The 21,410-nt window shown below is 73.0% G+C and carries 19 protein-coding genes and 1 pseudogene; 9 read left to right on the forward strand and 11 right to left on the reverse strand.

The annotated features are described in order from the left end of the window. Positions 1 to 127 precede the first annotated feature (127 nt). Positions 128 to 1,114 carry a GNAT family N-acetyltransferase gene (locus O7553_RS15950; RefSeq protein ID WP_281550553.1) on the forward strand — a complete coding sequence of 329 codons (987 nt, stop codon included), beginning with the start codon at positions 128 to 130 and terminating at the stop codon, positions 1,112 to 1,114. Between the two features lie 49 nt (positions 1,115 to 1,163). On the opposite strand, the gene O7553_RS15955 is transcribed toward O7553_RS15950, so the two are convergent. The 5 genes from O7553_RS15955 to trpC form a co-directional block, all read right to left on the reverse strand. Beyond that, positions 1,164 to 2,360 (reverse strand): NAD(P)/FAD-dependent oxidoreductase, encoded by a 1,197-nt coding sequence (locus O7553_RS15955; RefSeq protein WP_281550554.1) that lies wholly within the window; start codon positions 2,358 to 2,360, stop codon positions 1,164 to 1,166. A 44-nt stretch (positions 2,361 to 2,404) separates the two neighbouring features. Beyond that, positions 2,405 to 3,721, reverse strand: a complete 1,317-nt coding sequence (gene lgt / locus O7553_RS15960) for a prolipoprotein diacylglyceryl transferase (protein ID WP_281550555.1) — start codon at positions 3,719 to 3,721, stop codon at positions 2,405 to 2,407. Between the two features lie 116 nt (positions 3,722 to 3,837). Then, positions 3,838 to 4,638 carry a tryptophan synthase subunit alpha gene (gene trpA, locus O7553_RS15965; protein WP_281550556.1) on the reverse strand — a complete coding sequence of 267 codons (801 nt, stop codon included), beginning with the start codon at positions 4,636 to 4,638 and terminating at the stop codon, positions 3,838 to 3,840. Then, positions 4,635 to 5,918, reverse strand: coding sequence for a tryptophan synthase subunit beta (gene trpB / locus O7553_RS15970; protein WP_281550557.1), 1,284 nt, complete (start codon positions 5,916 to 5,918; stop codon positions 4,635 to 4,637). The genes trpA and trpB overlap by 4 nt, the downstream gene beginning before the upstream one ends. After that, on the reverse strand, positions 5,915 to 6,718 hold the full coding sequence (trpC, locus tag O7553_RS15975; RefSeq protein WP_281555624.1) for an indole-3-glycerol phosphate synthase TrpC: 804 nt from the start codon (positions 6,716 to 6,718) through the stop codon (positions 5,915 to 5,917). The genes trpB and trpC overlap by 4 nt, the downstream gene beginning before the upstream one ends. Positions 6,719 to 7,152: 434 nt before the next feature. Here trpC and O7553_RS15980 point away from each other — a divergent pair. Then, a pseudogene (locus O7553_RS15980) lies at positions 7,153 to 7,380 on the forward strand (hypothetical protein); the annotation flags it as partial. Positions 7,381 to 7,492: 112 nt separating this feature from the next. Here the strand turns inward: O7553_RS15980 and O7553_RS15985 are convergent. From O7553_RS15985 to hisI, 3 genes are read right to left on the reverse strand one after another with little or no spacing between them, the layout of a single operon-like run. Further along, on the reverse strand, positions 7,493 to 8,140 hold the full coding sequence (locus O7553_RS15985; RefSeq protein ID WP_281550558.1) for a Trp biosynthesis-associated membrane protein: 648 nt from the start codon (positions 8,138 to 8,140) through the stop codon (positions 7,493 to 7,495). An 11-nt stretch (positions 8,141 to 8,151) separates the two neighbouring features. Further along, the gene (locus tag O7553_RS15990; protein WP_281550559.1) at positions 8,152 to 9,711 is read right to left on the reverse strand and encodes an anthranilate synthase component I; all 1,560 of its coding nucleotides are present in this window, start codon (positions 9,709 to 9,711) and stop codon (positions 8,152 to 8,154) included. After that, positions 9,708 to 10,154 carry a phosphoribosyl-AMP cyclohydrolase gene (hisI, locus tag O7553_RS15995; protein WP_281550560.1) on the reverse strand — a complete coding sequence of 149 codons (447 nt, stop codon included), beginning with the start codon at positions 10,152 to 10,154 and terminating at the stop codon, positions 9,708 to 9,710. Before hisI ends, O7553_RS15990 begins: the two co-directional genes overlap by 4 nt. 375 nt (positions 10,155 to 10,529) lie before the next feature. Here hisI and O7553_RS16000 point away from each other — a divergent pair, with 375 nt between their 5' ends. The 4 genes from O7553_RS16000 to O7553_RS16015 all read left to right on the forward strand — a co-directional run bounded on the left by O7553_RS16000 (position 10,530) and on the right by O7553_RS16015 (position 14,235). After that, on the forward strand, positions 10,530 to 11,726 hold the full coding sequence (locus tag O7553_RS16000) for a hypothetical protein (RefSeq protein ID WP_281550561.1): 1,197 nt from the start codon (positions 10,530 to 10,532) through the stop codon (positions 11,724 to 11,726). Positions 11,727 to 12,089: 363 nt separating this feature from the next. Next, positions 12,090 to 12,830 (forward strand): ABC transporter ATP-binding protein, encoded by a 741-nt coding sequence (locus O7553_RS16005; RefSeq protein WP_281550562.1) that lies wholly within the window; start codon positions 12,090 to 12,092, stop codon positions 12,828 to 12,830. Continuing rightward, the gene (locus O7553_RS16010; protein ID WP_281550563.1) at positions 12,827 to 13,582 is read left to right on the forward strand and encodes an ABC transporter permease; all 756 of its coding nucleotides are present in this window, start codon (positions 12,827 to 12,829) and stop codon (positions 13,580 to 13,582) included. The genes O7553_RS16005 and O7553_RS16010 overlap by 4 nt, the downstream gene beginning before the upstream one ends. A gap of 26 nt (positions 13,583 to 13,608) precedes the next feature. Further along, positions 13,609 to 14,235 (forward strand): TetR family transcriptional regulator, encoded by a 627-nt coding sequence (locus O7553_RS16015; RefSeq protein ID WP_281550564.1) that lies wholly within the window; start codon positions 13,609 to 13,611, stop codon positions 14,233 to 14,235. 15 nt (positions 14,236 to 14,250) lie between these two features. Here O7553_RS16015 and O7553_RS16020 read toward each other — a convergent pair whose 3' ends face one another. After that, positions 14,251 to 15,000: a DUF2470 domain-containing protein gene (locus tag O7553_RS16020; protein ID WP_281550565.1), complete on the reverse strand. Its 750-nt coding sequence runs from the start codon at positions 14,998 to 15,000 to the stop codon at positions 14,251 to 14,253. 73 nt (positions 15,001 to 15,073) lie between these two features. Between O7553_RS16020 and rpsD the strand changes: the two genes are divergently transcribed. Continuing rightward, entirely contained in the window at positions 15,074 to 15,685 is a 612-nt protein-coding gene (gene rpsD, locus O7553_RS16025) for a 30S ribosomal protein S4 (protein WP_281550566.1), read from the forward strand. Between the two features lie 63 nt (positions 15,686 to 15,748). On the opposite strand, the gene O7553_RS16030 is transcribed toward rpsD, so the two are convergent. Further along, positions 15,749 to 17,482: an ABC transporter ATP-binding protein gene (locus tag O7553_RS16030; protein ID WP_281555625.1), complete on the reverse strand. Its 1,734-nt coding sequence runs from the start codon at positions 17,480 to 17,482 to the stop codon at positions 15,749 to 15,751. A 113-nt stretch (positions 17,483 to 17,595) separates the two neighbouring features. After that, a complete protein-coding gene (locus O7553_RS16035) occupies positions 17,596 to 19,542 on the reverse strand; it encodes an ABC transporter ATP-binding protein (RefSeq protein WP_281550567.1) in 1,947 nt (648 codons plus the stop codon). A gap of 176 nt (positions 19,543 to 19,718) precedes the next feature. Between O7553_RS16035 and O7553_RS16040 the strand changes: the two genes are divergently transcribed. After that, positions 19,719 to 20,360, forward strand: coding sequence for a TIGR03085 family metal-binding protein (locus O7553_RS16040; RefSeq protein WP_281550568.1), 642 nt, complete (start codon positions 19,719 to 19,721; stop codon positions 20,358 to 20,360). Between the two features lie 87 nt (positions 20,361 to 20,447). Next, positions 20,448 to 21,407 (forward strand): terpene synthase family protein, encoded by a 960-nt coding sequence (locus O7553_RS16045; RefSeq protein WP_281550569.1) that lies wholly within the window; start codon positions 20,448 to 20,450, stop codon positions 21,405 to 21,407. Positions 21,408 to 21,410: the final 3 nt, after the last annotated feature.

Raw genomic sequence — 21,410 nt, forward strand, 5'->3', positions numbered from 1 at the left:
CGCGCATGAACAGGTTTCGGGACGACGTCGGCCCTGGAGAGTTTTCTGAGTCTACGTGAGGGGCCACCGGACATCACCAGTGCGAATTGATCACACGTCCATTGTATGGGACGTGTAGTCTCACAAGGTGGCCAACCAGGAGAACGCACTCCTCGATCGGCTGGACCGGTTCTGCGATGCCGTACCGCGTGCTGCCGCCCGCCCCGAAGAGCTGGGTGACTATGTACTTTTCGTGCGGAAGGAGGAGGCGGGTTGGCCGTTCTACGCCCGTCCCCGGGTAGGCGTGACCGCACCGCCGGCCGCCGCCGACATCACCACCGTACGCGCCCGGCAGCGCGAACTGGGCCTTCCCGAGTCCTTCGGATGGATCCACGAGATCAACCCGGACCTGCTGGCGGTGGCCAGGTCGGCCGGGCTCGGCGTGCGCCAGGCTCCGCTGATGGTGCTCGACCCGACCGCTCTGCCCCCGGTTGACCGGTTCGCCGACCGGCCGGTGCGGCTGCTCGACCCGGACTCATTCGGCTTCGCGGCCGATCTCACCACCTGGTTCACCATCGCCCAGGCGGCGTTCGGCCCGTCCGGCGGCACCGGCACCGGGCTGCCGACCGTCGGCGCCGACGCCCCCGAGATTGTTACAGTGACATTTCCCACTGTCGACAATGGCGGTCCCGGCGTTGGCGCACCGGACCCGGCCGGGCAGCCCGCGCCGGCCTCCGGCGGGCTCGCCACCGCCGCCCCACCGGCCCCGACCATCGTCGACCCGGCCCTGCCGGACGCTCTGGTCGAGCACGAACGGTCGGCGATCGCCGACGGCAGCCACACCATCGCCCTGGCCGGGCTGCCGGCCGGCGGCCAGCCGGCCGCCGTCGGATCACTCAACCGGGTCGACGACGTCGCCGAGATCGTCGGCGTCGGCACCGTGGCACCGGCCCGACGTCAGGGCCTGGCATCGGCCGTCACCGCCGCGCTGGCCCGGCACGCGCTCGCCACCGGCGTCGACCTGATCTTCCTGGCCGCCGGCGACGACGACGTGGCGATGCTCTACCACCGGCTCGGCTTCCGCCGGGTGGGCACCTCCTGTGTCGCCGAGCCCACCGCCCACCCCGGCGGCTGACCGGCCCACACCCCGCAGGCGACCAGCCCACTCGCCGCGGGCAACACGGTCAGGACGGCGGCGGCTGCCACTGCGCGGCGGTGGCTGCCACACTGCCCATCAGCCGCGGGCTGATGGTGCCGAGCGTTGCGTCCCGGGCCCGCAGCGCCAGCCGGCCCCGCGCCGACAGCACCGCCGCCATCCGCCGGGTCTGGCGCACCATCGCCACCGCCCGTGGCCGGCGCAACCGGCTGTACGACTCGACCGCCGCAGCCAGCGCCGGACCCGGCACGGTGTCCCGCACCAGGGCGCACAGCGTCGCCGCGTCCTCGAACGCCAGACAGGCGCCCTGCCCGAGATGGTGCGGCATCGCGTGTGCCGCGTCACCGAGCAGCACCACACCGCCCGGCCCGACCGGGAACCCGTACGCCGGGGGTAGCGGCCGCAGCTCGCGGACCTCCTGCTGGACCAGGTCAGCCGGCTCGGTGGCGGCGAGCAGCTCGCCCACCGGGGCCGGCCAGCCGGCGAACCAGCGGCGCAGCAGGGTCAGCTGGGTCGCCGGCGGCTCCGGGCGGGAGGCCCCGGCGGCCGTCGCCACCCAGTAGATGCCGCCCCGGCTGGAGCCGCCGGCCGAACCCCGCTCACCCAGCGACGCCGAGACGAACCGGTAGCCGGCGCCGAGTATCTCGCCGCCGACCTGGCCGGCGGCCAGCTGCGGCGCCCGGTACCAGGGAATCACCGCCCGCCAGGCCGAGCACCCGGAGCTGACCACCGAACTGCCCGGGGCCAACGCCGGACGCAACGCGCTGTGCACACCGTCCGCCGCCACCACCAGATCGGCCTCGACGACGCCCCTGCCGATGGTCACCGCCGGCCGGTCCACCGCCGGCCGCAGGCCCTTCACGGTCACCCCGGTGCGGATCTCGGCCTGCTCGCCGAGACCGGCGATCAGCGCGTCGTGCAGATCCTCCCGGTGCACCACCACGGGGGCGCGGTCCTCCGGCTGCGGCCGGGGCTGCACCAGCCACTGCCCGTCGGGGCGACGTACCCCGGTGTGCGACACCGGGGTGGCGATCGCTTCCAGCCCGGCACCGAGGCCCAACGCCCGCAACGCGCGAACACCGTTGGGCCAGAGCACCAGGGCGGTGCCGTCGGACCGGACCCGGTCCTCACGTTCCAGCAGGGTGACCCGCCAACCGGTGCGGGCCAGGGCACCGGCGACCGCCAGACCGCCGATACCCGCCCCCACCACGACCGCAGTACGCATCCCGCCCCCTCTCCCCCGGTCGGCCGGCGCCCGCCGACCGGCGGTCAGCTTCCGGTCTTGCCGGTGCCGGCACCGGTCTCGGCGTCGGCTCCAGCGACGCCGTCGGTGCCGGTGCCGGTCGCGGTGTCGGTCGGCTCGGCGGCCGACGGGTCAGCGGCCGGCTCGGTCGCGGCCGCCGGAGTGATCTCGGCCGCCGACGTGGCCTCGATGCCGGTCCCGGCGGTGGTCTCGGCCGGCAGCTCACCGGTGCTCTCGTACCGCCGGAACTGTTCCTCGGTGACCACCCGGTAGCCGGCGGCCAACTCGGCGGCGGGTTTCTTGCCCGACACGTCGACCTGGGACACCTCACCGGCTGCCCCGGATCCGGTCGCCCCGCTCTTGGCCGGCCCGGCGGTGCCCGAGCCAGCGGTGCCCGAGCCAGCGGAGCCCGAGCCAGCGGCGCCCGGCCCGGCCTCGTCCGAGCCGGCGTCGGCCGACGTCGACCCGCCGACGGGCGGCATCGGCCGGCCCTCCTCGTCCAACGGGACGAGGAACTGCTGCGGGCCGCGTACCCGGACGAGATAGACCAGCGCGGCCAGGAAGACCACCGCCGAGGTCCACACGTTCAGCCGGACACCGAAGATCTCGTTGGCCTCGTCGGTCCGCATCATCTCGATCCAGAACCGCCCGGCGGTGTAGCCCGCCACGTACACCGCGAACGCCCGACCGGCACCGAGCTTCCAACGGCGTTCGGCGAGCAGCACCAGCGCGGCGACACCGACGTTCCAGATCGCCTCGTACAGGAACGTCGGGTGGTACAGCCCCGGCTCCAGCACCGGGTTGCCCTCCGGGTCGCGCAGCGCCTGACCGGGGTTGCTGCGGTCCATCTGGTGCACCTGCAGCCCCCACGGCAAGGTGGTCGGGCCGCCGTACAGCTCGTTGTTGAACCAGTTGCCGAACCGGCCGACGGCCTGGGCGAGCGGCAGGCCGGGAGCGAGCGCGTCGGCGATCACGCTGAGCGGGATGCCCAGCTGTCGGCCGGCCAGCCAGGCACCGACCGCGCCACCGGCGACAGCGCCCCAGATACCGAGACCGCCCTGCCAGATGTAGAACGCCTCGATCGGGTTGCCGTTGGCGCCGAAGTACGCCTGCGGCGAGGAGATGACGTGATAGAGCCGGGCACCGAGGATGCCGAACGGCACCGCCCAGATGGCGATGTCCAGCACCGCCCACGGCCGGACCCCGCGCTGGCGGAGCCGGTACTCGGTGACCGCGCTGGCCACCACGATGCCGAGGACGATGCAGAGCGCGTACGCCCGGATGGGAATCGGACCAAGTTGCCAGACAGCGGTGGCCGGGCTAGGGATCGCGGCGAGTGTCACGGGTGCACACGCTACCGTCGTGGACCCCGAACCAGTGACCCCCGGTCAGCCAGCGTCAGGCGTGTCGCCGGCTGACCAGGTCACGGTGCCTGCTTTGCCAAGCCGCCCAACCCGCTTCACCGGGTCACGGCACGTACCCCGGCGGCGAGTTCACCGCTGAGCGACCGCAACGCGGCCAGCCCGGCGGGCAGGTCTGCCCCGTCCAGCAGGCACCGGATCAACGCGCTGCCGACGATCACCCCGTCGGCGAACGAACCGACCTCGGCCGCCTGGGCGCCGTTGCCCACCCCGAGACCGACGCCGACCGGCAGGTCGGTGAGCTGGCGCAGTCGGCCGACGAGGGTCGGTGCCGCGCCGGACGACTGCTCGCGGGCCCCGGTGACACCCATCAGCGCGGTGGCGTAGACGAAACCCCGGCAGTGCCGCACGGTCATCGCCAGCCGCGCGTCGGTCGACGACGGCGAGACGAGGAAGGTCCGGTCCAGGCCGTACGCGTCCGAGGCGGCCAGCCACTCGTCCGCCTCGTCCGGGATCAGGTCCGGGGTGATCAGCCCGGTGCCGCCGGCCGCCGCCAGGTCACGGGCGAAGGCGTCGACGCCGTACCGCTCGATCGGGTTCCAGTAGGTCATGGTCACCACCGGCGCGCCGGTCGCGGCGACTGCCTCGATGATCCGCAGCGCGTCGGCGGTGCGGACCCCGCCGGCCAGGGCGATGTCGCTGGCCCGCTGGATCACCGGGCCGTCCATCACCGGGTCGGAGTAGGGCAGCTCGACCTCGATGACGTCGACCCCGGCGTCGACCATCGCCCGCATCGCGACGATGCTGTCGTCGACGCTGGGGAAGCCGGCCGGCATGCAGCCGACCAGCACGGCGCGGCCCTCGGCCCGGGCCTTGTCGAACGCCACCGAGATGCTCATCGGTCCTGCCCGTCGAGTCGGTCCTGCCCGTCGAGAATGCCGAAGTAGGCGCCGGCGGTGTGTACGTCCTTGTCGCCGCGCCCGGAGAGGTTGACCACGATGGTCGGCTCGCGCCCCAGCTCGGCGGTGAGTTCCGGGATGATCCGCAGGGTGCCGGCGAGCGCGTGTGCGCTCTCGATCGCCGGGATGATCCCCTCGGTGCGGCAGAGCAGCTGGAACGCCGTCATCGCCTCGGCGTCGGTGATCGGCTGGTAGCGGGCCCGGCCGGCGTCGTGCAGCCAGGCGTGCTCCGGCCCGACCGCCGGGTAGTCCAGCCCGGCCGAGATCGAATGCGAGTCCAGGGTCTGCCCGTCGTCGTCCTGCAGCAGGTAGGTACGGGCACCGTGCAGCACCCCGGCGGCACCGCCGGTGATGCTGGCCGCGTGCCGGCCGGTGGCCACCCCGTCCCCGCCGGCCTCGAAGCCGTACAGCCGGACCTGGTCGTCGCCGACGAAGGCGTGGAAGATGCCGATGGCGTTGGAGCCGCCGCCGACGCAGGCGGTGACCGCGTCCGGGAGCGCGCCGAGGCTGTCCAGGCACTGCTGGCGGGCCTCGTCGCCGATGCCGCGCACGAAGTCGCGGACCATCACCGGGAACGGGTGCGGGCCGGCGGCGGTGCCGATCAGGTAGTGGGTGTGGTCGACGCTGGCCACCCAGTCACGCAGCGCCTCGTTGAGCGCGTCCTTGAGGGTACGCGACCCGGTGGTCACCGGCACCACGGTGGCGCCGAGCATCCGCATCCGGGCCACGTTGAGTGCCTGCCGTTCGGTGTCTACCTCGCCCATGTAGACCACGCATTCGAGGTCCAGCAGGGCGGCGGCGGTGGCACTGGCCACACCGTGCTGACCGGCGCCGGTCTCGGCGATGATCCGGGGCTTGCCCATCCGCCGGGTCAGCAACGCCTGGCCGAGCACGTTGCGCACCTTGTGCGCGCCGGTGTGGTTGAGGTCCTCCCGTTTGAGCAGCACCGTCGCGCCGACCTGCGCGGACAGCCGCTCGGCCCGGTAGAGCAGCGACGGGGTGCCGGCGTAGTCGCGCAGCAGTCGGTCGAAGTCGGCCCGGAAGCCGTCGTCGGACATCGCCTTGCGGTACGCGACATCCAGCTCGTCGAGGGCGGCGATCAGCGCCTCCGGGACGAAGCGTCCGCCGTAGCGGCCGAAGTGGCCGGTGTCGTCGGGCAGCGCGGCGGACCCCACGCCGGTGCCCGGCGCGTCGACGCCGGTGACGTTCGGGGCGTTCATCGGACCGGCCTCGGCGTCGCCGGGTGGTTGCCGGCGTTGACCAGCTCGGCGACCGCGTCCCGGGGGCTCTTCTGGGTCACCAGGCCCTCACCGACCAGGACGGCGTCGGCGCCGGCCGACGCGTACCGGATCAGGTCGTGCGGCCCGCGCACCCCCGACTCGGCGATCTTGACGACACTGTTCGGCAGCCCTGGCGCGATGCGTTCGAACACCGACCGGTCCACCTCCAGGGTGCGCAGATCACGGGCGTTGACCCCGATGACCTGGGCGCCGGCTTCGAGGGCCCGGTCGGCCTCCTCCTCGGTGTGCACCTCGACCAGCGCGGTCATGCCCAGCGACTCGATCCGCTCCAGCAGACCGACCAGCACGTTCTGCTCCAGCGCTACCACCATCAGCAGGACCAGGTCGGCGCCGTGGGCGCGGGCCTCGTGCACCTGGTAGCTGGAGACGATGAAGTCCTTGCGCAGCACCGGCACGTCGACGGCGGCCCGTACGGCGGTGAGGTCGTCCAGTGAGCCGCCGAACCACCGCTGCTCGGTCAGCACGCTGATGCAGCGGGCACCGCCGGCGGCGTACTCCGAGGCAAGGTCGGCCGGGTCCGGGATGTCGGCCAGCGCACCCTTGGACGGCGAGGCCCGCTTGACCTCGGCAATCACCCCGACCCCAGGCTTGCGCAGCGCTGCGCAGGCGTCAATTGGCGGCGGCGCGGCGGCGGCGAGCTCACGGATCCGGCTCAGCGGGACCAGCCCTTCGCGGCGTTGTACCTCGGCTCGGACGCCGGCGATGATCTCGTCGAGCACTCCGAGCGCCGGCGCCGACGGTCCGGCGCTGTCCTCCTGGTCAGCAGTCACCAACGGACTCCCCTCTCCGGGTGTCATGCGCCCGATGCTAGGTGGCGACGCAGGTGAGCCGGAGTCGGGGGTATGGCGCGCCTCACCATCTGGGCTGGGGCATAATGCCCAACTTTTGTGAGAAGGGCGTCACCCACCGTGCCAACGACCAACCGGGGGCCGGGCCACCCGGGCAGCACCGGACCCCATCGACACTGATCATATCGTGTCGGCGGTGCCGGCTCCGCTGTGGTGCAGATCAACACCGGTGGTACGGGTGCCGCCCGCCCCGTTGGGCGATAGTTGACCTGCGGGTCACCGCTGTGAAACAGCCCCCGGTCAGCATGGGTTCGGGCAGACTGGTCGGCGGTAGCCGCCGGCCACGCAACCACCTGGGGGACGCCATGAGCAGCACACCACGGGACGCCAATGTCGACCTGATCGCCATCCCCCGGGCCGTGGTCTCGCTGGCCGCCGAGGTCGTGCACACCATGGAACGGGCCGTGGTCGGCGATCACCGGGTACGTACCGCCAAGGGCAACGCCTGGGAGGCGATCTGCGCCGACCGGGCCCGCGCCCACCAGCGGGACGAGATCCGCCGGCTGGTGGCCACGCTCACCGCCGGCCGGTCCGTCGACGTGCCCGACACCGCTGATGAAGCCACCACAACCGCCACCGCTGAAGCCGCCACCGCTGAAGCCGCCACCGCTGAAGCCGCCACCGCTGAAGCCGCCACCGCTGCCGTCACCGGTCGGCGCCCAGGTCGTCCTCGGTCGGGTCCTCGCCCCGGTCCAAAGCGTTCCACGCATCCAGCGTCGACCGGGTAGACCGGCCACCCGCACCGGTCACCCGGCCGTCGGCACCCGGACCGGACCCGGCACCACCGGGCCCCGCCCCACCAGACCCGTCACCACCGGGCCGGCTTCGCTCGTACCGGGCGCCCATCGCCGGCCAGTGCCGGGAGCGCAGCGCGGTGACCAGCCCACCGGCGGCGAGCAGCACCGCACCGATCACCGTCGACGCCGGCCACTGCGGGGCCGACACAGTGCTGTCCGTCGTCGGACCGGTCGGACCGGCACCAGCGACCAGCACCGTCAGCCCACCGGCCGCCAGCGCCACGCCGAGTGCCGCGAGCAGCGCGCCGACCAGCCGCCGGGCCAGCCCTCGGGTGGCCAGCACCGCGCCGGTGCCGGCCAGTCCGACCAGGGCGACGGCCGGCAGCCACGGCAGCACGTCGGCACCGGTGCGGGCCACCTCGACCGCCGGCAGCGGCGCCGGACGCCCGGTCACCTCGACCGCCCAGTCCCGTCCAGCGGCGTACATCACCAGGCCGGCTCCGGCCAGACAGGTGACGGCGGTGCCGGCGAGGGCCCGCCCCGGCGCGGCGGACATGCCCGGACCGGTCACCGGGCCGGACGCAGCGTCTCGGCGGCGGCGATCGCGACCAGCACCGCCGCTGCCTTGCTCTGCGTCTCCCGTTCCTCGGCGGCCGGATCCGAGTCCGCCACGATCCCCGCGCCGGCCTGCACGTAGGCGCGGCCCCGGCGGATCAGCGCGGTCCGGATCGCGATCGCCATGTCCAGGTCGCCGCCGAACCCGAAGTAGCCGACGGTGCCGCCGTACAGGCCACGTCGGGTCGGCTCCAACTCCTCGATGATCTCCATCGCCCGGACCTTCGGCGCACCGGACAGGGTGCCGGCCGGGAAGGTGGCCGCCAGCGCGTCGAACGCGGTCCGGTCCTCGCGCAGCTCGCCCACTACCGTCGACACGATGTGCATCACGTGGCTGTACCGCTCGACGGTGGCGAACTCGGGCACCTCGACGGTGCCCGGCCGGCAGACCCGGCCGAGATCGTTGCGGCCCAGGTCGACCAGCATCACGTGCTCGGCACGTTCCTTCGGATCGTTGAGCAGCTCGGTGGCGAGGGCGGCGTCGACCTGCGGGGTGGCGCCCCGCCGCCGGGTGCCGGCGATCGGGTGCAGCATCGCCCGCCGGGTGCCGCCGGCGGTGACGGTGACCTTGAGGTGCGCCTCCGGCGAGGAGCCCACCACGTCGAAGTCGTCGAACCGCAGCAGGTACATGTACGGGCTGGGGTTGGTCGCCCGCAGCACCCGGTAGACGTCCAGCGGGTCGGCGGAGGTGTCCCGCTCGAACCGCTGAGCCAGCACGATCTGGAAGCACTCGCCGACCCGGATCGCCTCCTTGGCCTCCTCGACCGCCTTGGGGTACGCACCCGCGGCGGTGCGGCTACGGGCCGCCGGCCCGGGCGCGGCGGGCGCGTCCATCATCGACACCATCGGCGGGTTGGGCCGGGACAGCGCGGTCGTCATCGCGTCGAGCCGGCCGATCGCGTGGTGGTAGGCGGCTGCCGCAGTGACCGGGTCGGCCGCCGCTGGCAGGACCGCGTTGGCGACCAGGATCGCCGTACCGTCGAAATGGTCGAGCACCACCAGGTCGGTGGCGAGCAGCAACCCGAACTCGGGCAGCGCGAGATCGTCCTCGGTGTGCTCGGGGATCCGCTCCAACCGGCGGACGAAGTCGTAGCTGAGGTAGCCGACCAGGCCGCCGGTCAGCGGCGGCAGGCCGCCGCCGACCGGGTCGGTGTCCGGGGCCGGCCCGGTCAACGCGGCGACGGTCGCCCGCAGCACCTCGACCGGGTCACCCTCGGTGGGCACCCCGTCGGGCGGATCGCCGAGCCAGTGCGCACCGCCAGCTGACTCGGTGAGCGTCGCCGCGCTGCGTACCCCGATGAACGAGTAGCGCGACCAGGCGGTGCCGGCCGACCCGGCACCCTGTTCGGCGGATTCCAGCAGGAAGGTGCCGGGTCCGCCGGCGAGCTTGCGGTACACCCCGACCGGGGTCTCGCCGTCGGCCAGCAGCCGTCGGGTGACCGGCACCACCCGACGCTGCCGGGCCAGGGTCTGAAAGGTCGGCTCGTCCGGGCTGACCGTACCGGTGATCATCGATTCTCCTGAGGGTCGGCGATGGTGCCGGTCACCGGCAGCTCGTCGAAGAAACAGTTACCGGCCCCGGTGTGGCAGGCGGCGCCGACCTGCTCGACCGTGACCAGCACCGCGTCGCCGTCACAGTCCAGCCGCACCGACCGCACGTACTGGTGGTGCCCGGAGGTGGCGCCCTTGACCCAGTATTCCTGCCGGCTGCGCGACCAGTAGGTGGCCCGGCCGGTGGTGAGGGTGCGGTGCAGCGCCTCGTCGTCCATCCACGCCATCATCAGCACCTCGCCGCTGCCGTGCCGCTGCACGATGGCGGCGACCAGGCCGTCGGCGGTGCGGCGCAGCCGGGCGGCGACGGCGGGATCGAGCGCGGAGCTCCGCGGCGGGTCGCCGGGCGCGGGCCGCCGGGCGGTGGTCGGTGGGCCGGCTGCCGATTCATCTGGTACGGACACAGTGCCCGATTGTTCCGTACGCCCCGACCGCTGTGGCGCGGCCTCCGGCGTGCGGTGTCGTGAGCCCGACAGCGGTCGGCCGGAATCGACGGTTCGGGGGCTGTGCCGGTACGGCTTCCGGAGTACCTTGGCTGTGCGCCGCCACGGTCCAGGTCTGCGGGCACATCCACTGCCCGGCGGGCCCCGGCCCCGGTGCCCGCCGATCGCACCTTCCGCTCAGGGTTACTGCACCTGGGCCGGTGGTCTGTGTCTGCCGGGCCTGTCGGCTGTGGCCGGCGCAGCGAGTCGGCGCACCACCCAGCACCACGCCCGTGCGGACGGCTCCGGTCACACCGGGACCGGGTCGCCCCCGCCGAAGCGGACGGAGGATCAGCAATGCAGCCCACCCCCACCCCTGCACACGCCGGGCCGGTGAAGCCGGAGGAGACCGGCGCAGGTTCGGGTCCCGTGCACGGCACCCCGGTGCCGACGCCCCGAACCGCCTTCGACGACAACCCGATCAACGAGGCGACGACGGAGATCCCGATGATCGTGCCGAAGCCGGCCGACCGCAACGGTCCGAGCCCGTTGCCGCCGATCGCCACGCAGCTGCTCGGTGGCGGCGCGGCCGTCCCCGACGCACCCGAGCACCAGCAGTCGGCTCAGCAGGACCCGGCGGAGTCCGCGGCGACAGCGCCCGCCGGGGCAGCGGGAGACCCCGACGGCCCGGCGGGCGGCCCGGCCGACGGCGAGGACGACGGCGAGGACGACGACCGGGGCGCGCCGGCTGCCGCGACGGCGGTGGCCCAGGACGAGCCGCCGGCACCAGTATCCGGCCAGCCGGACGACCAGGCAGACGACCAGGCGGACGACGACCCGACGTCCGGGCAACGGGCGGGGACCGACGCCGAGTCGGACGGGGAGGATTCCGGGCCGGTCGACCAGGACGCCGCAGCCGCCGGTCAGGAGAGGAACGGCGACGGGGATCCGACCGCCGGCCCGGATGGGCAGGCCGACCCGGTTGACGACGAGCGGTCGGGCCCGACGGCCGGGGCGGATGACGACCCGGCGGACGACGAGGAGACCGTCACCGCGCACGGCGACGCCGGCGATCTGTTCTACGCCGCCGACGACGGCTTCGACGAGGACGACGACGAGGAGTTCGACGACGAAGACGAGGATGCGGACGAAGACGACGACGAGGACGAGGACGAGGAGCAAGCTGCCATGCTGACCACAGTCGAGGAGCCGACCGGCCCGGCGGCCGGGCACGACGAGGAGCCGGTAGCGGTCCGGCCGGCGCGGCCGGGTGACGTGACGCTGCCGCCGATCACCATCTGGACCGAGGACGCCGCCGACGAGCTACGCGACGAGTGGCACGAGATCAAGGCCCGGTTCGTCGACGAACCGGAGGTCGCCCTGGCGCAGGCTCAGTCGCTGGTCGGGCACACCGTCCGTACGCTGGCCGAGCGGCTGCTGGCCGAACAGGTCGAACTTGACCCGCACCGGCACAACGAGACGCCGGACACCGAGTCGATGCGGATGGCGTTGCGGCAGTACCGGGAGTTCCTGGACCGGCTACTCGCGATCTGACCCTGTGGGTGGTGTGGGACGGGTGGTCCCGTCCCACACCACCCACAGGTCGGCGTCCCGCAGCGCCCGCAGCCCGGCGTTACGGCGTGGCGGTCCGCCGCACCTCGCTGCGGCAGGCGTCGATCTGGTAGTCCAGGACGGTGAGGTTGTGTGCGCGGTGAGTCCGACCCGCCCTGCGGCCTCGCTGACAGTCACCGTGCGTTCCATTGACGATTCCACGCGGTCCAGGATCGCAGCCCTACGGCGCTGGCGGCCACCACCGCGACCGCCGGCCACCACCGCGGCTGCCGTCGCCCATGGACCAGCCGAGGTAATTCAACTATCGTTGAGTTCATCAGATGATGAATTTCTTCGGAGGCAGCCATGGACCCCGTCGTCGAGGTCACCGACCTCGTGGTCGACCGCGGCCGACGCCGCGTTCTGCACGGCGTCTCGTGCACCGTCAGCAGCGGCAGCGTCACCGGACTGCTCGGTCCGAGCGGTAGTGGCAAGAGCACGCTGATGCGGGCCGTCGTAGGCGTGCAGACTGTCCGGTCCGGACAGGTCCGGGTGTTCGGCCGACCGGCCGGGGCACCGCAGCTGCGGCGTACCGTCGGATATCTCACCCAGGCGCCGAGCGTCTATGCCGACCTCACGGTCCGGGAGAACGCCCGGTACTTCGCCGCCCTGTACGGCCTGCCGGCGGCCGACGCCGACCAGGCCGTGGCGGACGTCGGGCTCGCCGCAGCCGCCGGACAGTTGGTGGCCGACCTGTCCGGCGGCCAACGCAGTCGCGCCTCGCTGGCCTGCGCGCTGGTCGGCCGCCCGGAACTCGTCGTGCTCGACGAGCCGACCGTCGGCCAGGACCCAGTGCTGCGGGCCGAGCTGTGGGCCCGGTTCCACGCCCTCGCCGCCGCCGGCACCACCCTGCTGGTCTCCAGCCACGTGATGGACGAGGCCGGCCGGTGCGACCGGCTGCTGCTGATCCGCGACGGTCGGTTGATAGCCGACGACACCCCGGCGGCGATCCGCGCCGCCGCCGGCACCGACGACCTGGACGAGGCCTTCCTGCGGCTGATCCGCGACCATCAGACCACCGACCCGAGCCGAGGAGCAGACCGGTGAACCCGAGGATTCTGGCCGTCACGGTCGGCCGCGTGCTGCGCCAGCTGCGCCACGACCGGCGTACCGTCGCGCTGCTGGTCGTCGTACCGGCGCTGCTGTTGACCCTGCTCTACTACATGTACGGCGACCAGCCCGCCACCGGCGGGCAGCCGGCGCTGTTCGACCGGGTCGCGCTGATCATGCTCGGCGTCTTCCCGTTCGTGATCATGTTCCTGGTGACCAGCATCGCGATGCTGCGCGAACGCACCAGCGGCACCCTGGAACGGCTGCTCACCACCCCGCTGGGCCGGCTGGACCTGCTGTTCGGCTACGGCATCGCGTTCGGGCTCGCGGCGGCGGTGCAGGCCACCCTGGCCAGCGCTGTGGCGTACTGGCTGTTCGACCTGTCCACCGCCGGCAGCCCGGCGTTGGTGATCGCGATCGCGGTGCTCGACGCGCTGCTCGGGGTGGCGCTCGGCCTACTGTGCAGCGCCTTCGCCCGCACTGAGTTCCAGGCCGTACAGTTCATGCCGGTGGTGGTGATCCCACAGCTGCTGCTCTGCGGGCTGTTCGTCGCCCGCGACGAGATGGCCGGCTGGCTGGAGGCGATCAGCAACGTCCTGCCGCTGTCCTACGCCGTGTCGGCGTTGACCGAGGTCGGGGCGCATCCGGAGCCGACCGCGACGCTCTGGCGTGACCTGACCGTGGTCGCCGGGGCAGTGGTGGCCGCGTTGGTCCTCGCCGCCGCGACGCTGCGCCGCCGCAGCGGCTGAACCCGACGCGACAGGAAGCGGTACCGATGGCACGACGCACCGGGCGACGACCGGGCAACCCGGACACCCGCGAGGCGATCCTGACCGCCGCCCGGCAGGTCTTCGGCGAACGTGGCTTCGACCAGGCGTCGGTGCGCGCGATCGCCGCGGCGGCCGGTGTCGACCCGGCGCTGGTACACCACTACTTCGGCACCAAGGACAACCTGTTCCTGGCCGCGATGGATGCGCCGGTCGATCCGGGTGAGCTGCTTCCGCAGGCGCTTGCCGGCGGGCCCGACGAGGTCGGCGAACGGCTGGTCCGGCTGGTGCTGGGGGTCTGGGACTCGCCGGCCGGGGTGGCGGCCCTGGCGCTGCTGCGGTCGGCGTTGACCAACGACTGGACCGCCCGGCTGATGCGCGAGTTCGTCACCACCCAGATCATCCGGCGAGTGCTCGGCCAGCTCGACATCGAACCGGCGGAGCTGCCGATCCGGTCCGCTCTGGTCGCCTCGCAGATGGCCGGTCTGCTGGTGGTCCGGTACATCCTGCGGTTGGCACCGCTGTCCACCATGGTGGCCGATGAGGTGGCCGCAGCGGTCGGTCCGACGATCCAGCGCTACCTGACGGGGCCGCTGACCACAGCAGCCGGGGCGGCCGAGACGACGCCGGGCTGAGTCTGCTGCCCCGCGTCAGGCGGCGGCCGGTGGGGCGCAGCGCCGGCAGAGCACCGGGTGCAGCAGGCGGGCGAGTTCGGCGCGATCACGGACCGGGGCCGGGAAGGCCAACCGGGCGCGCGGCCCGTGCGGGCCGAGCGCGACCACGAAACCGTACCGGTCCATCCGGACGACCTGCGGATCCCCGGCCAATGACCGGTGACCGGCGTCGCGCAACTGCCGGCGGATGAACGCGGTCATCTCGGCCCGGTGGTGGTCGGCGAGGTCGGCGAGCAGCTCCGACTCGACGGCGCCGATCGGGTCGGGCTCGGCGGCGGCGTACTCGTCCGGGTCGACGTCGATCGTGACGCCACAGCGTTCCAGCCGGACCTCGGCCACCTCCATCCTGAAGATGGTGGCCCCCCGGCCGATGTCGAGCAGGTCGGGGCAGGCGTGCACGTCGGCGAAGTCCAGTGCGGCCATCCGGGCGGGGGCGCCGTCGAGTGGGCCGACCCAGCCGGACACCCAGACCCGGCCGTGCGTCGGCGAACCGGCCACCGGCGGTACGTCGGCCACCTCCAGCACCACGGCGGTGTCGTCGGTGCCGGCGACGGGTCGCAGCGCGCTGTCGAGCAGATCGGACCCGGCGGCGAGCAGCAGGATCCGCCCCATCGGGTCGGTCGCGTGCCGTACGGCGTGCGGTCCGGGGCGGCAGGCGACGTGCGCCATGCCGGGCAGCCGGCCGGATGCCATCGTCCGGGCGATCTCCGCGGGACTGGGCTGCATGACACGGACCTCCGAGATCAGTTAGGCTCACCTTAGTGAGGGCAGGCTAACCTACTGAACCGGAGACGTCCACGTGAACCACCCACGACCCAAGGCGCGCATCTCCCGCGCCCTCGGCATCCCGCTGACCCGCAAGTGCACCCGGTACTTCGAGCGGCGGCCGTACCCGCCCGGCGTGCACGGCCGCGCCCGCCGCAAGCCCTCCGACTACCAGGTGCGGCTGCTGGAAAAGCAGCGGCTACGGCACCAGTACAACGTCAACGAGACCCAACTGCGGCGCGCGTTCGACGACGCGGTACGCGGCACCGGCAAGACCGGCGAGGCTCTGGTCACGCTGCTGGAGCGACGCCTCGACGCGATCGTGCACCGGGCCGGCCTGGCCCGCACCATCTACCAGGCACGGCAGCTCGTCGCCCACGGCCACTTCACCGTGGACGGTCACAAGGTGGACCGGCCGTCGTACCGGCTGCGCCCGGGTCAGCTGGTCCAGGTCCGGGAACGCAGCCGGACCAAACCGCCGTTCCAGATCGCCGCCGCCGGGGCGCACGCCGGCGACGGGCCGGGGGCGCCGTACCTGTCGGTCAGCCTCACCGAACTGACCGCGACCCTGATTCGCGAGCCCGCCCGCCGCGAGGTGCCGATCATCTGCGACGAGCAGCTGGTCGTCGAGTTCTACTCCCGCTGACCCCAGGGCGCCGTACCTGCCGGCCCGGTGGCCTGCCTGGCGGGTTCGGCGCGGAGCCGGCGGTCACCGGGTCTGCTCCAGCCAGGAGGCGAAGAGCCGACCGTAGACCGACTCCGGATCGGCGAGCAGTTCCTCGTGCGGGCCCCGCTGTACCACCCGGCCACGGTCCATGACGATCACCTCGTCGGCCGCCTGGGCGGTGGACAGCCGGTGCGCGATCGCCACCGTGGTGCGACCCCGGGTGACCGCCTCCAGGGTCCGCTGCAGCCGTACCTCGGTCGCCGGGTCCACCGCGCTGGTCGCCTCGTCGAGCACCAGCAGATCCGGATCCGCCACGTAGGCCCGGACCAGCGCCACCAGTTGCCGCTCACCGACGCTGAGCGCCTCGCCCCGCTCACCCACCGCAGTGTGCACCCCGTCCGGCAGGCCCGTCACCCAGTCGGCCAGCCCCAACTCCGCGAAGGCGGCGGTCAGCTGCCCGTCGGTGAGCTCCGGGCGGGCGAACCGGACGTTCTCGGCGACCGTCGCGTCGAACAGGAAACCGTCCTGCGGAACCATCACCACCCGGGACCGCAGCGACTCGAACCGGACCCGGTCGAGCGGTACGCCGGAAAGCTTGACCTGCCCGGACACCGGGTCCATCAGCCTGGTGAGCAGCTTCGCGAAGGTCGTCTTGCCGCTGCCGGTCTCGCCTACCACCGCCACCCGGGTCTTCGCCGGGATCTCCAAGGCCACCTCGGAGAGCACCGGCGGCCCGCCCGGGTAGGCGAAGCAGACCTGCTCGAACCGCACGTCCAGCGGCCCGCCGGGCAGGTGCACCCCGTCGGCGCCCGGGTCGGCCACATCCGGAGCGACGTCCAGCACGTCGAGCACCCGCCGCCAGCCGGCGATCGCGTTCTGCGCCTCGTTGAGCACCTCGGTGGCGATCTGGACCGGCTGAATGAACAGGGTCACCAGGAACAGGAACGCGGTGAGCTGGCCGACGGTCAGTCCGCCGTCCACCCCCATCCGGACGCCGACCACCACCACCCCGGCCAATGCCAGGCCAGCGGCGATCTCCCCGGTGGAGAAGCTGACCACGCTGGTCCGCAGCGCACGCTGCTGGGCGCGGCGCTGCCCTTCGATCGCCTCGTCCAGCCGACCGGCGGTGCGTCGGGACACGCCGTACGCCCGGATCACCGCCGCACCGACCACGCTCTCCGCGACCGCGGCGAGCAGCGCGCCGGTGCGTTGACGGACCACGCCGTACGCGGCCGCGAGCCGACGCTGGAACGCCCGGATGATCAGCAGCGCGGGAACGAAGGCGGCGAGGACCACCAGGGTCAGCTGCCACGAGTAGACCGCCATCACGGCAGCGGTCACCACCACCTGACCCATGCTGATCAGCAGGATGACCCCGCCCCACTGCAGGAACTGGGTGATCTGGTCGACGTCGCTGGTGACCCTGCTGACCAGCGAACCGCGCCGCTCGGACTGCTGGTGCAGCATGGACAGGTCGTGCACGTGCCGGAACGCACGGGTCCGCACGGCGGCGAGCGCGGTCTCGCTGACCGTGAACAGTCGGCGCACCATGAAGTAGCCGCAGATGGTCGTCACGACCAGCACGGCGGTGGTGGCCGCGACGATCGTGCCCACCACTTCGAGATCGGGGCCGCCCGGCGCGCGCAGGCCGTTGTCGATGGCCTGCTGGACCGCGACCGGGATGGCGGCCCGGCCGATCATCGACACCAACGCCAGCAGCAGGGTGCCGGCCAGCCCGGTCCGCAGCTCCGGGGAGAGCGCCAGCCCGCGACGCATCGTCTGCCAGGTCGACTCGGGTCTGCCTGCCAGCGGGCCGGCGGCCGACCCGCCCGACGGGGCAACGGGGTCGCCTCGACGCTCGCGGTCGGACCGGTCGACGGTGGGCGCACTCACGCGACCACCTCCGCCGCCCGCGCCGGACCACCGCCGGGATCGCCGTCGCCGCTGGCGGTGCCGGTGCCGGACCGGGTCCGCTCCCGCTCCGCTTCCGCCTGCTCATACGCGGTGACCAGGTCGTTGTAGCCGGGGCAGCGGGCCAGCAGCTGCTGATGCGTGCCGTGGTCCACCACCCGGCCCTGGTCGAGGTAGACCACCTCGTCGGCGAGGGCGATGGTGGCCCGCCGGTACGCGACGATCAGGATCGACGTGGCGATCTCGGAGTTGCGCAGCGCGGCCAGGATCGCCGCCTCCACCCGGGGGTCGACGGCGCTGGTCGCGTCGTCGAGCACCAGCAGCCGGGGCTGCCCGGCCAACGCGCGGGCCAGGGTGAGCCGCTGCCGCTGACCGCCGGAGAGTGTGGTGCCGCGCTCACCGACGACGGTGTCCAACCCGTCGTCGAGCGCCGCGACGAACCCGTCCGCCTCGGCCAGCCGCAGCGCCGACCAGGCCACCTCGTCGGTCAGCCCTGGCCGGTCCAGGGTGACGTTCGCCCGGACCGTGTCGTCGAAGGCGAACGGCACCTGGGCGACCAGGGAGACCGTGCGGGCCAGCGAGCCGGCGGTCAGCCAGGGCAGTTCGACGTCGTCCAGCATGACCCGGCCTGCGGTGGGGTCGACCAGCCGGGCGGCCAACGCGGCGATGGTCGATTTACCGGCTCCGGTCGGCCCGACCAGAGCCACGGTCCGCCCGGCGGGCACGGTGAACGAGACGTCGCGCAGCACCGGCGGCAGCGCGGCGTCGGCGCCGGGCACGGTGACCGCGGTCCGGTCGACGGGCTGGTCGGCCGGGGCCGGCGCGGTGGGCTCGCCGACCGGGGGTCGGTAGCTGAACCAGACCCGGTCGAAGACCAGACTCGCCGGGGTGGCGGCGGCGGGCAGTTCGGTGTCGCCGTACGGCATCTCGCCGGTGGCGGTGAGCACGTGCCGCACCCGGTCCCATCCGGCGACGCTGCGCGGCAGCTCGGCCAGCACCCAGCCGATCGCCCGGACCGGGAAGGCCAGCACGGTGAACAGGAACGCGACGCTGACCAGGTCGGCCACGCTCACCGCGCCCTGCCGCAGCCGGGCGGCACCGACCAGCAGTACGGCGAGGGTGCCGAGGCTGGGCAGGGTCTCCAGCAACGGGTCGAACAGCCCGCGCAGCCGGCCGACGGAGATCAGCGCGTCGCGCAGCTCGACCGCCCGGCCGGCGAACCGGGCAGTCTCCTGGGCCTCCCGCCCCATGGTCTTGACCACCAGGGCGCCGTCGAAGCTCTCGTGCGCGATCCCGCTGACCTCAGCCCGCAACTGCTGCGCCCGGACCTGCCGGGGCGCCATCCGGCGGGAGTAGACCACGTTGAGGGCGAACAGCGCCGGGAACACCGCCAGCCCGACCAGTGCGAGCACCCAGTCGGTGGCGAACAGTGCGGCGATCGCCGTGACCAGCATCACCACCGTGCCGACGGCGAACGGCAACGGGGCGACCGGGAACCAGGTCGCCTCGACGTCGGAGTTCGCGTTCGACAGCAGGGTGCCGGTGGGGTGCCGCTGGTGCCAGGACATCGGCAGGTCGAGGTAGCGACGGGTGACCCGGCGGCGGTAGCTGGCCTGCAGGCGGTACTGCATGAAGCCGGCGCCGAGCCGCCGGCCGAAGATGCCCACCACCTTGACCACGCTCACCGCCAGCAGGGCCGCCGCGCCGGCTCCGAGCAGGCCGGTCTCCACCCGCCCGGACTCGATCGACGGGACCACCACCTCTCCCACGATCGCCCCGACCACGTACGCGCTGGCGATGGTGAGCAGCCCGAACACGACGCTGCCGCCGACGCCGACGGTGAACAGCCCTGGCTGCTCGCGGATGCCCTGGCCGAGCACCCACAGGCCGCGGAGCAGGACGTCACGGCTTGTTCGATTGGCCACGCTACCCCCGACTGTAAGTCCTGATCATCAAATCTCGTCCTTACCGACCCACAATGCCAGCGGGGTACGACGACTGTGGCCACCGACACAGCACGCCCCCCGGCGCCGGCACCTGGCCCCGTACCGCAACGTCGACTTGCTCGGCACGACGTCCGTCGCGCGCCTAGGATCGGGTCATGGCGCGGTTCGCACAGATGGAACGTCATGCCCTGGCCGACCTGTTCCTTGCCGTTGGTCCGGATGCCCCTACGGTGAACGTCGGGTGGACCACCCGGGATCTCGCCGCGCACCTGATCGTCCGGGAGCAGCGGCCCGACGCGGCAGCGGGCATCTGGCTGCCGCTGCTGCGCGGCTACAGCGAACGGGTCCGGCTCGAACTGGCCGCCCGATCCTTCCCGGACCTGGTACGGATGGTCCGGCAGCCACCGGCGTGGAGTCCGGTGAGCAACCGAATCACCGACGAGGTGGTCAACCTGATGGAGTTCTTCATCCATCACGAGGACGTCCGCCGCGCCCAGCCGGACTGGCAGACCCGGGACCTGCCGCCCGGCGAGCAGGCCGCACTGTGGAAGCGCGTCTCGGCGCTGACCAAGCTGCGGCTGCGCAGGTTCCCCGGCACGGTCACCGTCGTCGCCGACGGCTACGGCGACGTGGCGACCGGGACCGGGACCGGGACCGGCGGGGACCAGGTGTCGATCAGCGCCCCACCCGGGGAACTGGTGCTCTTCCTGACCGGCCGGCAGCGGGTGGCCCGGGTCCAGATGGACTGCGCCGCCCCGGTCGAAGAACGATTGCGTAACGCCCGCTTCGGCTTCTAGCGATGATCCTCGTCGCGGCCCGCCCGGACCGCGATGATGATCATACCGGCACGCCTTCCCTTCCCTGGGCGGCCGGCTGGAGGCCGTATGCGCGCGTTCGCACCGACGTCCGTGGTCGCCCCACCGTTCCGGCCCCGTGCCAGCCCGTACCGGTCGACGCTCGCCCGGGCATCGGCGAGCTGGGCGGACCGGCACGGGCTGACCGCCGATCCGCAGCGTGTCGCCCGGCTGCACCGCGCCAACGCCGCCGAGCTGGCCGCCCGGGCCGCGCCCGACGCGGACATCGACCGGGTGCAGCTGCTCAGTGACCTGATCACCTGGCTGTTCGCCCTCGACGACCGGTGTGACGAGGACGGGCTCGGCACCGACCCGGGCCGGGTCGCACCGGTGATCAGCCAGTTGATGCGCGCACTCGACGGACCCGGTGCGACGCCACCGACCGACCCGGACGATCCGGCCGAGCGGTCGCCGCTGACGCTGACCCTCGAGGATCTGTGCCACCGGATCCGCCGGCTGGGCCGGCCCGGGGTCCTGCTTCGGTTCACCGCTTCGCTGCACCAGTACCTCTTCGCGCTGCTCTGGGAAGCCGGCAACCGCCAGCAGGGCCGGGTGCCGGCGGTCGCCGAGTACATCCAGATGCGCCGGCACGCCGGCGCGGTACTGCCCAGTTTCGCGCTCACCGACCTCGCCGAAAGCGGACTGCCGCATTCCCGTCACCGGGTTGACCCGAGGCTCGCCAGACTGAACACTGTGGCGGCGGATCTGGTCTGCTGGTGCAACGACCTGTTCTCGTACGGCAAGGAACATGGCCAGGATCCCCACAACCTGGCCACCGTGATCGCCCACGAGACCGGCCACGGTCCGGCGGCGGCTCTGGCCACCGCCGCCGAACGGTTCAACGACGGTCTCGCGCTGTTCCTCCGGCTGCAGGCCGAGGTGCTGACCGACGCGCCGCCGTCGGTGGCCCGCCTGGTCGCGACGCGACGAAACTGGATCCGTGGCACCTACGACTGGTCGGTGAACTCCAGCCGGTACCAGCCCGGGTGACCG

It is taken from the genome of Solwaraspora sp. WMMA2059 (assembly GCF_027497315.1).
Classification (GTDB): Bacteria; Actinomycetota; Actinomycetes; order Mycobacteriales; family Micromonosporaceae; genus Micromonospora_E.

Excerpts from the sequence above, each read along its gene's own strand:
- O7553_RS16045 (WP_281550569.1), top strand. The coding sequence starts at position 20,448 with ATGCGCGCGTTCGCACCGACGTCCGTGGTCGCCCCACCGTTCCGGCCC.
- O7553_RS16030 (WP_281555625.1), bottom strand. The coding sequence starts at position 17,482 with ATGCGTCGCGGGCTGGCGCTCTCCCCGGAGCTGCGGACCGGGCTGGCC.
- O7553_RS16020 (WP_281550565.1), bottom strand. The coding sequence starts at position 15,000 with ATGCAGCCCAGTCCCGCGGAGATCGCCCGGACGATGGCATCCGGCCGG.
- O7553_RS15985 (WP_281550558.1), bottom strand. The coding sequence starts at position 8,140 with ATGTCCGCCGCGCCGGGGCGGGCCCTCGCCGGCACCGCCGTCACCTGT.
- O7553_RS16005 (WP_281550562.1), top strand. The coding sequence starts at position 12,090 with ATGGACCCCGTCGTCGAGGTCACCGACCTCGTGGTCGACCGCGGCCGA.
- O7553_RS16015 (WP_281550564.1), top strand. The coding sequence starts at position 13,609 with ATGGCACGACGCACCGGGCGACGACCGGGCAACCCGGACACCCGCGAG.
- trpA (WP_281550556.1), bottom strand. The coding sequence starts at position 4,638 with ATGAGCATCTCGGTGGCGTTCGACAAGGCCCGGGCCGAGGGCCGCGCC.
- O7553_RS15990 (WP_281550559.1), bottom strand. The coding sequence starts at position 9,711 with ATGATCACCGGTACGGTCAGCCCGGACGAGCCGACCTTTCAGACCCTG.
- O7553_RS16000 (WP_281550561.1), top strand. The coding sequence starts at position 10,530 with ATGCAGCCCACCCCCACCCCTGCACACGCCGGGCCGGTGAAGCCGGAG.
- trpB (WP_281550557.1), bottom strand. The coding sequence starts at position 5,918 with ATGAACGCCCCGAACGTCACCGGCGTCGACGCGCCGGGCACCGGCGTG.
- O7553_RS16040 (WP_281550568.1), top strand. The coding sequence starts at position 19,719 with ATGGCGCGGTTCGCACAGATGGAACGTCATGCCCTGGCCGACCTGTTC.
- O7553_RS15955 (WP_281550554.1), bottom strand. The coding sequence starts at position 2,360 with ATGCGTACTGCGGTCGTGGTGGGGGCGGGTATCGGCGGTCTGGCGGTC.